General features: G+C 38.2%; 12 protein-coding genes. 5 read left to right on the forward strand and 7 right to left on the reverse strand.

Translation table 11 applies throughout. The features are described from left to right. Positions 1–144 precede the first annotated feature (144 nt). Positions 145–894: a LytR/AlgR family response regulator transcription factor gene (locus tag NST26_RS20425; protein ID WP_209869904.1), complete on the reverse strand. Its 750-nt coding sequence runs from the start codon at positions 892–894 to the stop codon at positions 145–147. Positions 895–1,069: 175 nt separating this feature from the next. Between NST26_RS20425 and NST26_RS20430 the strand changes: the two genes are divergently transcribed. The 4 genes from NST26_RS20430 to NST26_RS20445 are packed head-to-tail and all read left to right on the forward strand — an operon-like array spanning position 1,070 to position 6,093. Then, the gene (locus tag NST26_RS20430) at positions 1,070–1,744 is read left to right on the forward strand and encodes a response regulator transcription factor (RefSeq protein WP_339310346.1); all 675 of its coding nucleotides are present in this window, start codon (positions 1,070–1,072) and stop codon (positions 1,742–1,744) included. After that, complete coding sequence (locus NST26_RS20435; RefSeq protein ID WP_051478161.1) at positions 1,732–2,880, forward strand: HAMP domain-containing sensor histidine kinase; 1,149 nt, start codon at positions 1,732–1,734, stop codon at positions 2,878–2,880. The genes NST26_RS20430 and NST26_RS20435 overlap by 13 nt, the downstream gene beginning before the upstream one ends. 58 nt (positions 2,881–2,938) lie before the next feature. After that, positions 2,939–3,613: an ABC transporter ATP-binding protein gene (locus NST26_RS20440; protein ID WP_036727203.1), complete on the forward strand. Its 675-nt coding sequence runs from the start codon at positions 2,939–2,941 to the stop codon at positions 3,611–3,613. After that, positions 3,610–6,093 carry an ABC transporter permease gene (locus tag NST26_RS20445; RefSeq protein WP_036727205.1) on the forward strand — a complete coding sequence of 828 codons (2,484 nt, stop codon included), beginning with the start codon at positions 3,610–3,612 and terminating at the stop codon, positions 6,091–6,093. The genes NST26_RS20440 and NST26_RS20445 overlap by 4 nt, the downstream gene beginning before the upstream one ends. A 52-nt stretch (positions 6,094–6,145) precedes the next feature. On the opposite strand, the gene NST26_RS20450 is transcribed toward NST26_RS20445, so the two are convergent. The 5 genes from NST26_RS20450 to NST26_RS20470 form a co-directional block, all read right to left on the reverse strand. Further along, entirely contained in the window at positions 6,146–7,135 is a 990-nt protein-coding gene (locus tag NST26_RS20450) for a S8 family peptidase (RefSeq protein ID WP_209869910.1), read from the reverse strand. Positions 7,136–7,259: 124 nt separating this feature from the next. After that, positions 7,260–7,418 (reverse strand): hypothetical protein, encoded by a 159-nt coding sequence (locus tag NST26_RS20455; protein WP_179090430.1) that lies wholly within the window; start codon positions 7,416–7,418, stop codon positions 7,260–7,262. Positions 7,419–7,458: 40 nt separating this feature from the next. Then, a complete protein-coding gene (locus NST26_RS20460) occupies positions 7,459–8,493 on the reverse strand; it encodes a radical SAM/SPASM domain-containing protein (RefSeq protein ID WP_209869913.1) in 1,035 nt (344 codons plus the stop codon). Between the two features lie 3 nt (positions 8,494–8,496). Next, positions 8,497–9,750: a radical SAM/SPASM domain-containing protein gene (locus NST26_RS20465; protein ID WP_339249256.1), complete on the reverse strand. Its 1,254-nt coding sequence runs from the start codon at positions 9,748–9,750 to the stop codon at positions 8,497–8,499. Further along, a complete protein-coding gene (locus tag NST26_RS20470; RefSeq protein ID WP_339249258.1) occupies positions 9,716–11,404 on the reverse strand; it encodes an ABC transporter ATP-binding protein in 1,689 nt (562 codons plus the stop codon). Before NST26_RS20470 ends, NST26_RS20465 begins: the two co-directional genes overlap by 35 nt. Positions 11,405–11,705: 301 nt before the next feature. Here NST26_RS20470 and NST26_RS20475 point away from each other — a divergent pair, with 301 nt between their 5' ends. Continuing rightward, positions 11,706–12,617, forward strand: a complete 912-nt coding sequence (locus NST26_RS20475) for a LysR family transcriptional regulator (RefSeq protein ID WP_036727207.1) — start codon at positions 11,706–11,708, stop codon at positions 12,615–12,617. Between the two features lie 79 nt (positions 12,618–12,696). Here the strand turns inward: NST26_RS20475 and NST26_RS20480 are convergent, their stop codons facing one another. Then, positions 12,697–12,894, reverse strand: coding sequence for a hypothetical protein (locus tag NST26_RS20480; protein ID WP_340979714.1), 198 nt, complete (start codon positions 12,892–12,894; stop codon positions 12,697–12,699).

A 12,894-nucleotide genomic window follows, 5' to 3' on the forward strand; every position in this document is an offset into this window, starting at 1 on the left:
GTTCCTATGAAGAGAGCGTGGAGTCTCTCTTGAATGTTCTAAATATAACATCGCCACGTTTATAATTCCAAGATATGATTTCTATAGCGCTGATAGGCTGTACCTATGAGACACAAGATTTTAACAAAAGGCTCTTGCAGGATTTCACTTCCTAATATTCATACCCTCACTAACCTTCTGAAGGAACTTGTCCAGCACCAGAGACCTTTTCCGCCTGCTTAAGGGAAGCAAGGTTCCATCATCAAGACGAATTTCAATATCATCAACCGAAAAAATATATTGAATATTTACTATACAAGTTCTATGTATATCAACAAAACCCTGCTCGCTATATTGCGCTATTAAATCTATAAATTTAAATCCGTGCAATAAGTAGGTTCTCCTTTTGGTATGTAAATAGCTTTTCCTGTTTACACTTCCAAAAAACATTATATCATTTAAGGGAACTTTGATTAACGCTCTTTTATCGCCTGTGATGGTAACTTTAAAAACTTGAAGTTGCGGGTTATCATCTTTTATAGCAGTTACCACACGATCTATTATTAAAAATAATCTTTCGTTCATGAGTCTTTTAGGTAAAAAACCGCTTATATCATACTGGAAGGTATTTAAAACCTCTTGTTCGGAAGAAGTAACAAATACCAGCTTGAATTTTTTATCGAAAAGGCGCAGTTTTCTCGCCACTTCTTTCCCATCCATTACCGGCAAGTCTAACTCCAAAAAAATGATATCGTAATACGAATGATATTGCTCAAAATCATCAATTAGTTTTTTACCATTTGTATAAGTGTAGATGGTTGTATTGACTTTTAGCCTTTTGAATATTCTTTTTGCTTCAGATACAATGCTATTCAAAAATTTAACATCATCATCACAAAATGCAACATTTAGCATTCAACCACTACCCTTCATTATTTTTGTGGCATTAAATTTGGTTCGAGTCGAATCTATTATTCTTCATCCATCTGCCATTCTTACCATATTTTCCTTATAATAATAGCATAAAATCAGAATCAACATTGGTCAAGATACTAGTCATAATTAAAGATTCTTAAGGAGGTTTTTTAGATTGAAGAGTAAAATTTTGCTCATTGATGATGAAAAAGGAATTATCTCTATTCTGAAGAATTACTTTGAGTCATCAGGTTATCAGGTATATTCAGCTCTTAGCGGAAATGAAGCACTTGAAAGAGTCCATTGTCAGCCCGATATTATCCTGCTTGATATCAATATGCCAGACATCGATGGTATTACAGTTTGTCAGCGAATTCGCAAGTATATTTCCTGTCCAATCCTTTTTCTAACGGCTAGAGTTGAAAGTAACGATAAAATTATCGGTTTTCGCGCAGGAGCAGATGACTATATCCTCAAGCCCTTTGATATTGATGAATTGGGGGCAAGAGTAGAAGCCCATTTACGTCGCGAAAATCGTATGCATAAGCAATCTATAATCCGTTTTTTTGGAGATCTTACCGTAAATTATTCTAACAGGGAAGTTTCTGTCTCCAGTTTTGTTGTACCACTGTCAAAGAGAGAATTTGAAATTGTAGAACTGCTTTCTATGAATGCCGGGCAAGTTTTTGACCGCGACCACATTTATGAAGCCATTTGGGGAACTGACGGAGAAGGAAGCAGCGATACGATTATGGAACATATTCGTAAAGTTCGTGCGAAACTCGCGGTATTTACTCAGAAAAGCTACATTGATACGGTATGGGGGGTAGGCTATAAATGGAACGGATAAACCATATGAGTTTAAAAAAAGCATTCTTTTTTCTATCGGCCATATTTTTACTTATCGCTTTGCTCCTGAGCGTCATATCAATTTGGGGGATCAGCGAAATTTCCAGGCATTATGGGCCGTCTATTGAATTAAAGATGGATGGCAATGATGTCAGAGCCACACCAGTGCCCCCAGAACCTGCTTACCCGGCATGGTATCACATTTTTAGCATCCTGCAATTTGCGCTTCCCACTCTATATGTACTAACAGGATTATTTTTAGCTGATTGGCTTTTTTATAGGATTAAGCTTAAAATGCCCCTGGCCGCTCTGCAAAATGGAGCCCGGCAAATTATGCACAACAACCTGGACTTCTCGATTGTATCTTCTGCAAGTGATGAGCTTGGACAGCTCTGTGACGCATTTGAAACGATGCGATGTGAGCTTCTGAAAAACAACAGGGAACTGTGGCGGCAAACTGAGGAGCGAAAGAGGTTAAATGCTGCTTTTTCTCATGACTTGCGGAATCCCGTAACCGTAATCAAAGGCTCGGTAAAGCTGCTTAAAATGGGAATAACAAGTGGAAAACAAACAAAAGAAGAGATCGGTGATACACTTTCATTACTTGAAGAGTATTCCGGCAGGATTGAAGCTTTTATAGAAACGATGAGCAGTGCCCAGAGATTAGAGGAAATGCAATGCAATTTAAAACAGGTTCAGTGGTCGGCTCTAATCCAAGAGCTTTCGGTAAGTCTGACGATATTACGTAAAGACAAGAAGCTTAATCTGCATGATAATAACGCCAACAAAAACGAGTGGATTTGGGTTGATCGGTCCATTGTTTATAATGTGGCAGAAAATCTCGTTTCGAATGCCGTCCGGTACGCCCGTAAGCAAATTAGTGTTGCTGTCACCTGCGATGATTCCAGTATGCTTCTTACTGTTCAGGATGATAGTGAAGGCTATTCTCAAAATATGTTATCCCGCGGTACAGAACCGTTTTTACGCGGAGATCATCCTTCTGGGGATTCAGGGCATTTTGGGATGGGACTGTACATTTGCCGGCTGCTCTGTGAAAAACACGGAGGCACCCTAGCCTTACAAAATACAGAGAATGGTGCAATGGCAACGGCTTCATTTAATATTTTGAAATCTTGAGCATTTTTTGAGATTTATATTCTACACTCTCCTTATCAATTGAAAAGGAGAGTTGTGTATGTATATTGAGGCAAAAGACCTTTCAAAACTTTATGGCAACGGCGAAAACAGTGTCATTGCCCTTAATCATGTTAATTTAGAAATTGCGCCTGGAGATTTCATTTCCTTTATGGGGCCTTCGGGTAGCGGGAAGAGCACATTGCTTCATCTGTTAAGCGGTCTGGACAAACCTTCATCCGGCAGTGTTATCTACGATGAGAAAGATATCTACCTCACCAGTGACAAGGAGCTTTCCGCTTTTCGTCGCCAGAAAATCGGATTTATTTTTCAACAATTCAACCTCTTACCTGTCCTGACCGCAAGGGAAAATATTATCATGCCTCTGCTGTTGGACAAACGCCAGGTGGATGAGGCTTATCTTAAAGACCTAACAGATATGCTTGGAATCAAAAGTCGAATGACCCACTTGCCCAGCGAACTCTCTGGTGGCCAGCAGCAACGTGTCGCCATTGCCCGAGCACTAATTGCAAAACCTGACATTGTCTTTGCTGACGAACCCACGGGAAACTTAGATAGTAAAAGCGGCAACGAGGTTATGAGTTTACTCTATGATATTTGGCGTACGATGCGCAAAACCCTTGTGGTTATTACCCATGACAACCAGATCGCACGCATGGCGGAACGACAATTTGTTATTGTAGACGGCCTCCTTTCGGAGGTGGCGGCGAAATGAAATCCTATCGTTCTCTTGTATGGAAAGAGTTGAATAACCAAAAGATCACTTCCGTCTTAATTTTAATTGCAATTATTCTATCTACAATTATGACTACGGTTATCGGCCAATCCCTTGGTATATTAAGTGCTTTGCGTCAACAGCAGGCTGCAGCACTTAATGGCAACCGTTATGTTACTTTTCATCAACTTACACAAGAGCAAAAAGAGAAGCTTAACTTCGATAATAGATTGTCGTTCTCAGGTAGCTTTATGAATATCGGCACCTCAGTAATACCGAATACTAAACTTTCTATTTGGCTTCGTGAATATGAAGATGATACACTTTCAGTCTACCCATCCATAACACAACTTTCATCCGGACGCTTACCTCAGTCACCCCATGAAGTTGCCTTACCACAAGATGCATTAAATCTATTGAATTTTTCCGGCAAACTTGGAGACCACATTACATTGCCGATCCGTATCTCGCTTATACGGGACGATCAGGCTCCCTTTGAATATAAGACTACCTTCACTTTAACCGGCATTTTAAAAAGTAATTACTTAGGGTATGTATCCGGCGGTGTTAACGGTATTGCCGGTCAAGGAACAGCGGAACAGCTGCTGCCGAAAAAATACCAACTGTACTCCACAGATGTTCGTATGATAAACAAAAATCACTTCCAGAACACGGTTGATGATATCGCCGCTCAATTTGCTCTGCCTGAATATTGCATTCAGTACAACGACATCCTTCTAGCAGCAGTGGGTATTGATTACACCCATAAGAGCGATGACTCAGACAATGGTTCCGGTTTTCCCTTTATGGCCGTTGCAAGCGTTCTCGTTGGTACTCTTGTTCTTTTAGCCTCCGGTCTTGTTATTTATAACATTTTGAAAATCTCTGTAACGAAACGCATCCGCGAATACGGTACATTACGCGCTCTTGGTGCGGAACGCAGTAAACTATATATATTAGTATCGCTACAGCTTGCCCTACTCTGTGGAATAGGTGTTCCTGCAGGGATCACTTTTGGCATATTGTTTGCCAAAGGAATTACCATCTCCGCAACCAGCCTCTTGTCTCCGGACCTGTTTCTAACAAGTTCATCGGAAGAATTAGCCCTGTTGATAGCCAAAAATAGTTCCGGGAAAATACTTCCTCTGCTCATCAGTACAGTAATTACATTATTGTTTGCATATCTTGCAGCATTCCCTGCCGCAAGATATGCGGCAAAGGTTTCTCCGACGCTCGCAATGTCAGGTCCGTCAATACGGGTTGGACGAAAAAATCGAAAGGCTCGGCGTATACGTTCCTTCGAAGCCTTCTACGCAAGAATGAATATGAAGCGAAATAAAGGCAGAACGACAATTACTATCTTATCATTATTTATGAGTATAACGGTATTTATAGCATTACAGAGTTTTTCCACATTATTGGATACGAGCACTGCCGTACAAAAAATGCATATTGGTGATTACTCCATTACCAATAAGACAACTGGTTTTTCTCCAGAAGTGGTGAAGGAACTCAAATCCTTAGCAGATATAACTTCCGTTTCCACCTTGAAATATAGCCTGTATACACAGGATAGCAAGGGGCAGATGCCAATTTCCACATCTTTTTCACTACAGCCAGGCGAGGCGCTGCATATTATTGGTGTTGATGAAGATCGGTTAAAAATGATCGCACCAGCACTTACCCAACCGGAACTCCAGGATTTAAAAGCAGGAAAAGCCTGTATTATCAAAAATCCCATCGCCATAAATTATGGAGATACCCGATTAAGCAGTACCTTAATTTCCGTAGGCGATAATATATCTGTCAATAACTTGACGTTACAAGTTCTGCATGAAAGCAGTAATTCAATCACACTGGATAATGACGGATTTGTAAACGGGGTTCAAATCATTGTATATGATACGATCTACGATCAGATTACAGAAACAATCAATTATTCGGAGTTGTATCCTGTCTTGTCACCCAACGCTGATAAGGAAAATGTTGAGAAAGTTATTACTCAAATAAGTGAACAAGCTGGAGGGGGCCAATGGCTTTCTTATCAAGATACAGATACACAGCTTGCAGAAAGCTATCAGCAGATCAAATGGTTAGCATGGGGATTGATTCTGTTTATCGGGCTTATAGGAATTCTAAATATAATTAATACCGTGTACACAAATATTCATACCCGTATTACTGAAATCGGGGTTCAGCGAGCGATAGGCATGAGCATTTCAAGCTTATACAAGACCTTCCTTTGGGAAGGCGCCTATTACGGAATTATCGCAGCTATCGCCGGTTCTATAGCAGGGTATTCATGTTCAATCTTTGTAAGTGCTGCTAAAACAGACACCATAGAGCTTATCCCCGTTCCATTTCTCCCCATTATGGGAGCTGCATTTATTTCTATTGTGGTTTGCTTAACCGCAACATGTATTCCACTCCGCAAAATCGCAGACATGAGTATTGTGGATTCCATAGAGACCGTTCAATAGCGGATGAACAACTTCAAAAATACATCAGCAGAAATACTCCTGATTTATTTTTTTATTCGTCATTCATTTCTTTAGTATGTTCAATAAATTTGGTTAATGTGCTTATTGAACTAAAAACTCTATAATCAACACCATTATAATTAATGCTGACACCTGTAATCGCTTCTATTTCTTTTAAAATCTCAAAAAAATCATTTGGATACAATAAATCAATTAATTTAGTGCTCGCTAGTTGCTCTGCGGTAATATCTCTATCTCTTTTCTTAAAATATGAGAACAATATTTCTTTTATTTCGTTATTTAGTTTGCTTTGGCCTAGAACTTCAACCGAATCGAAATTTAGTGTATTAGCACCAATAACATCGTTTGTTTTCCATAGTTTTCTTTCGGCAAATGTTTGCAATAATACTTCCAGTTCCTCGTATTTCAAATCAGGTTTCTTGATTAATATATTCAATACTATACCTGTAACAGTTGCGGTAGCCTTACTCGTTCCGCCAAACATTTTATATGAATCACTTATACTCTTTACTAAATTAGGCGTTTTATTAGCGATACATTGGATCACCTTGCTTTTATTGTACCAATAATCACTGTTCCCCTGAAGTATAGCACCATTTATACCGATTGCTCCATCGCATGCAGCTGGATAACCCAAATAACCTTGATTAGGTGCTGAAGATATTATGATCTTACCCTCACTCTTGAGTTTATGTATAATTGGTTGTAGCCTTGATCTGCTTTTTTTCTTAATTGTAGTTAAGCTAAGATTAATTGTCCGAATATTAAGTTTACGCGTATACTCCAAGGCTTCTATTAAGGTATCAAGTGAACTCTCCATATTTTGATTTAATGCTTTAATCGCAAAAATATTGGGCTGCGCTTCACACATTTGCGCTATTATATTCGCACATTGAGTACCATGACCATTATCGTCTTCGAAATCGCTATCTTCATCAGTCAAACCCATACCACCGATAACATTTCCAATGGAGTTCTCTTGAACTATTCCCGTATCAATAATGATTACATCAGGATTCATTTTTGATCTCCCTATAGTTGCATATAATAAGTATGGGTAGTGATTTTAATCACTACCCATTATATAAAAATAGACTAGGAATGCTGAAATGGTTTTTTTAAGTAAATTTACCTACTTGTTCACATTAAAATGCGCAAGTAATTTTACAGCTGAATGTAACAGAGCAACCTGCTGGGTTAGAGGCACTTTTTCCAGACCAATCGGCACAATCATCTTTACAACCTTGCCCTTTTACTTCTAATGCATTAATTTTGTCCGCAATTTTTTTAATCTTTAAACTCATAATAAGTCCTCCTTCTTCGCATTCCTAGCTACTTCTATCTCTAAACTGATTTTAAAAAACTATAATTGGCATTTTCAAAAGCACATATTGTTGCTGAAGGACACAATCCGTCATCAGTTAATAATTCATTGAGGTATCGGCATCTTACAGTAAGACAACTGCTATAATTATTGCACCCTTCACATTCCATCATGTTGCAGTCATTAATTCTTGAGATATCTGCTAAGTAATCATTATTAATTCCTCCTAGATGTACTGAACCGATTTTATATTTAGTATCTCCTACAACATAGGAACACGGATAAATCTCTCCGGTTGGGTCAATGTGAATACTGCTATAACCGCCAGAACACTTATTTTTCTTGAAAATATTATTTTCTAAGATTGGAATTTCCACATTTTTTTCATCTAACCTATTCCTTAAATAATATTCTTTCAACAAACCAAGCTGATCTAAATAAGCATCTATATGTTTCTCATCCCAACTCTTATCGAAATAGTCAGGGATACAGACAATCACTAAGAATCCCAATTCTATCAAATGTTTAATACTTTCAAATAAATGAGAAACTGTTTGAGCACCAAATGTAACTCTAGCCCTAATATTCTTCCTTTTTTCCAATGTCATATTAACCTTATTTATAATTGCATCATAAGAACCTGTACCATTTGAGAATAGCCTTGTTTGATCGTGAACCTTTTTATCGCCATCAATACTTATTGAAAAATCGTAATTCATATTTTCCGCCAAGAATTCAATCTTCTTTTTGTCAAGTAACACTGCATTTGTTGTAATACCAAACATAACTATTTTTTTATATGTGGCGAATAATAATTTCAGTCGTTCAGTAATGTATGTTATTAGGTCATAATTTAATAATGGCTCCCCTCCATGGAATTGTATAATTAATGGATCCTCTGACCAATTATCATTAGTACTATAGTTCTCTTGGATAAAATTAATTATTTGATCCGCAGTATTGCGATCCATATCTATTTCCTTTTTGTCGTTTCCTTCATAACAATAGCTGCATCTCAGGTTGCATGCTTTAGTTACCCAAATTCCTATTAACATTGCTCAATCCTCCCATACAATCCTTTGGAAGTTACGTTTCAGTTCTGGACAAACACTTTCATAAAAACCATCATTGCTCTCTATAAGATCTAAGTAATGCAAGCAATTCCAGCAAAATAAATTAACATCACAATCTTTACACTTTTCATGTTTATCAGGCTGTAAATACTCCCAATTTTGATATCCATCATATTTTTTAAATTCACCACTCCCCAGAAAACTGCTTAAATCTTCTATCTCCAATATATTGCCTACATAATATTTATCTCTCTCCAATAAACCGCAAGGATATATCTGTCCTTTACTATTTATATAAATCTCTTTAAATAACCCCCCACAGAGACAAATATGAACATCATCAATGTCAAGATTCATCATTCTTATTTCTTCAATTTGAACTTCTTTTTCTTTAGGCTGCAATGAATCTTTATTATCTTTTCCTCTTCCAATTGGGCTAAAAGCCCTTGCAATGCCACGGGTTCCTAATTCTTTATTTAATTCCTCAAATTGATTGCGTAATACATAGTTCTCCTTAGTCAAGACCATTGATAATGAAATTTTATCGAAATGGTGATTTTTTAATAATTCAACCGAATGCAAGACCTTGTTAAAAACTCCTTTTCCACGTATTGTTGAACATGTGTCTTCATTAACACCATCAATACTAAAATCTATTGCTGATACATGCGCCACTAGTTGTTTCACATTTTCACTATTAATTAATGTCCCATTCGTCATTACTCTGATTTCACCATCGTAAATATCATTCAGGTGAGATAGAATCTCAAAAAAATCCTTCCTAATTAAAGGTTCTCCACCCGTTAAGCAAATACTCTTGGGTTTTGATTTAACCACTTTATTCAAAACCGTTTTTAGAACATCCGTGTCCAACGGATCGCTCAAATTTGTTAAGTCAGAATCCACGCAGCAATGTTTGCATCTGAGATTACATCTGTTGGTAATTGCTATATCAACACTGAAATTTTTATCGAACAGTAACATCTCTTCCGTATCGGCCAGCAAATTTTCTTTGTACAAAAGTTGCAACAGCTCGAAGAAGTATTCCTTATCTTCCTGGTCTTCAAACGCTTCAATCAGTTCATTAGTCGTTGCGCTTTCCTGCATGGCAAGTTTAAGTATTTCATAACATTCCTGACTCATTTTCATCCATTTTCCATTCCTTCGATTCCCTAAAATCACTTTGTTTCCATGAGTCAAAACTTTAGTAAACTGACCTAACATAATATTCCTGTTCATTTTCTTGTTCCTCCGCTAGCATTATTTTTCTATCACATATATTTAAGATTTGCTCTCTATGTGTAATAATTAATGCTGTTTTTCCTTCTAGTTTTCTTCTAATCACATTGCAGATTACCTTTTCTGCTTCAATGTCCATAGCTGAAGTGGGTTCATCTAACAAGTATATAGATTTATTCTGAAGGAAGAGGCGTATTAACGCTATCTTTTGTACTTGTCCACCCGAAAGATTTAATGAATTTTCTTTAATCATTGTATCGAGCCCATCAGGAAAATCCTTTATTGCTAAGCAAAATTCCTTCATCGTCTCAATAATCTCATGATCACTATAGCGATTTTTAGTATCCAGAACATCCCTTAAAGAACCGCTTAATATAAATTCACTTTGTAATAAGCAACCGACTTGATGATGCAGATAATCCGTTTGGTAATCTCCAATAATCACTTCATCTATTAGAATTTCCCCTTTTTGAGGTACACAGAGCTTCGTAAAGAGTTTCATTAAGGTTGTCTTCCCGCATCCATTTTTGCCTACGATTCCTACTACTTCACCCGGTTGGACCTCCAATGATAACCCTTTCAATATTTGATTGGATTCTTCATAGCTAAAATCAATTCTATTCACACTAATCTTGCCTGATAGATCGAGGTCAGGGGTGTAATTTCCTTCTTGAATAACCTCTTTATTATCCAAAACTTCAAATATCCGTCTAAAAATAGGAATGTTTTTTTTGAAAGATATATACTCACTACCAATCGAATTTATTGGGCCAAACATTCTTTGTACATAAATGATTAAACTGAATAAAACACCTACTGTCATCGTCCCTGATAATACTCTTTGCGCCCCCATGAGCAGCACTACAAAAATAATGATTACGCTATAACTTGAAACAATACTAAACAACACAGTAATCATTCTTAATTGTTTTATTGCTTTTTCTACTACAGACCGGTTCTTCTTGCAGTAACCACAATAAGCACGTTTTACTTCACCTGCCATTTCAATATGATTCACATTATTTAGTATTTCATTTGTATAGGATGAGAAATCTGCAATTTCTTCTCTTAATGGCACCACATATGCTTCAATTTTTTTACCGTATTTTTTTTGAATTAAAGCAAATGAAAAAGTAAGCAATATTAAAATGATTCCAATAGTTTTATCTATGTAGATTAAATATGCGGAAATGCCTACTGCAATTAATGTATTGGATAAAATTCCGCTTATTGATTTTGTGAAAAGGCTTTCTATTGATGAGATGTCTTCTTCTAAAACTGTAAACATGTCTCCAACCTTATGCTTGCTCCAAAAAGCTACATTGGTATTCATTAATTTTTCAAAAACCATTTCTTTTATTTCAGAAACAAAGCGTTGTGAAAATTTATAGAAGCTAACTTGATATAAATATTGGAAAGCAACCATCGTACATCCTACAATCAGCATAGTAATAGTGTAATTGGCAATATCTCCAATGTTCCTATTGCTTATTCCTAAGTCAACTATTTTACTTATGTAACTTGGAAATATAATTGACGAAACACTATAAATTAAAACAAATATTATGCATTTTATTTGTTGAAGTGTAAAATCCAAATATCTGAGTCGACTAGAACCGTTTAAGTACTGTAAGCACTTTATCCAGTAATACATTTAGTTTTATCCCTTCGATTTGTGTATTATTTTACTTTTTTAACATTATTATTATCTATAAGACAATCATTTTCTTTCAATACACTCATAATAAACATAAATGTAGAAATATGCCATATTCCTCGACCGAATGGTGCTTTTCTCTCACCCAATGGTTGGTTATGCCAAATTTAAATCATTTCCCCAATATGACAGCTACTGCAACCCTTGTAAAAACCGATGTAATCAGACCGATTTATAGGATATACTTATAAGAAAGCGGATTACTATTGATGGTACCTAACCTGTAAGGAGGTTTGAAATGGAACTGCGTCAACTGCAATATGTCCTGCAAATTGCGGCTGAGCGTAATTTTTCCCGGGCAGCAGACAAGCTGCATATCGCTCAGCCTTCACTCAGCCAGCAACTCTCCAAACTGGAAAAAGAACTGGGTGTCCTTCTTTTCCAGCGCAATACCAGTTCAGTTGAGCTGACTCATGCCGGTAAGAAATTCGTCGAGCAGGCTCAGACCATCATTGATGCCGTAGAACTGCTGCGCCAGGAGATGTCGGATATATCCCAGCTGCGCACCGGACGGGTTGTGGTTGGCAGCATGCCGATCACCGGTGCGCATCTGCTGCCGCATGTGCTGCCTGCCTTCAAACGCAAATACCCCGAGATTGAAATCACGCTGCTGGAGGACTCCTCCATGAATCTTGAGAAGCTGACAGCCAGCGGCCAGACAGATCTCAGCCTGCTATCCCTGCCACTGGAGATTCCGACTCTAGCTCATGAGGTTCTTGGAGAGGAACGGATCGACCTGGCAGTCCCGCCTGAGCATCCGCTGGCGGCGCGGATGCTGCTGGGTACACGAACTTCGCTGACCGAGCTTAAGGATGAACCGTTCATCGTGCTCAAAGAAGGACAGGGCTTCCGCAAAATGACGGTGGAGCTATGCCGTGGAGCCGGATTTGAGCCGCGGATTGTCTTCGAGAGCAACAATATGGAGACCGTCCAATCGCTTGTAGCCACCGGAATGGGCGTAACGCTCGTGCCACATTTCATTGCACGGGCACCGCGGAGTGAATTCGTGCCTGTCTACCTGCCTTTGGCTGAACCGGTACCCAGCCGTACTCTGGTTGTCGCTTACCGGCGCGGACGCTATTTGTCCCGTGCTGCGGAAGCTTTCATTGAAACCTTCCAGACAACGGTCGCCGGACTGGCAGGCGAATAAGCCGCCGGAACCAAATGCCCATCCAGCTCTTATCATGAGGCCGGATGGGCATTTGCTGTATTTTGGCAGAAGCAATTATTTATTTGCGCAAATTATACTGCGTGATCATACGGTTCTGGTCATCGGGCATACGGGTAGTACTCTCGTCAACCGGTCCTTTTGTGCGGGAATCTCCGGCTTTTTCCTCGACAAATTCTCGGATCGCTTTGTTTTGAAATTCGGCGGCTTCTTTGGAATTCTGATTCTGTTCCTGTCGGACATTAGTCTTCTTACTCAA

Origin of the sequence: Paenibacillus sp. FSL R7-0128, from assembly GCF_038002245.1 — a bacterium.
Lineage (GTDB): Bacteria > Bacillota > Bacilli > Paenibacillales > Paenibacillaceae > Paenibacillus_AQ > Paenibacillus_AQ silagei.

Bases quoted from the DNA above. Each gene is read 5' to 3' on its own strand.
- NST26_RS20425 (WP_209869904.1), bottom strand. From the start codon at position 894: ATGCTAAATGTTGCATTTTGTGATGATGATGTTAAATTTTTGAATAGC.
- NST26_RS20435 (WP_051478161.1), top strand. From the start codon at position 1,732: ATGGAACGGATAAACCATATGAGTTTAAAAAAAGCATTCTTTTTTCTA.
- NST26_RS20440 (WP_036727203.1), top strand. From the start codon at position 2,939: ATGTATATTGAGGCAAAAGACCTTTCAAAACTTTATGGCAACGGCGAA.
- NST26_RS20445 (WP_036727205.1), top strand. From the start codon at position 3,610: ATGAAATCCTATCGTTCTCTTGTATGGAAAGAGTTGAATAACCAAAAG.
- NST26_RS20450 (WP_209869910.1), bottom strand. From the start codon at position 7,135: ATGAATCCTGATGTAATCATTATTGATACGGGAATAGTTCAAGAGAAC.
- NST26_RS20455 (WP_179090430.1), bottom strand. From the start codon at position 7,418: ATGAGTTTAAAGATTAAAAAAATTGCGGACAAAATTAATGCATTAGAA.
- NST26_RS20460 (WP_209869913.1), bottom strand. From the start codon at position 8,493: ATGTTAATAGGAATTTGGGTAACTAAAGCATGCAACCTGAGATGCAGC.
- NST26_RS20465 (WP_339249256.1), bottom strand. From the start codon at position 9,750: ATGAACAGGAATATTATGTTAGGTCAGTTTACTAAAGTTTTGACTCAT.
- NST26_RS20470 (WP_339249258.1), bottom strand. From the start codon at position 11,404: ATGTATTACTGGATAAAGTGCTTACAGTACTTAAACGGTTCTAGTCGA.
- NST26_RS20475 (WP_036727207.1), top strand. From the start codon at position 11,706: ATGGAACTGCGTCAACTGCAATATGTCCTGCAAATTGCGGCTGAGCGT.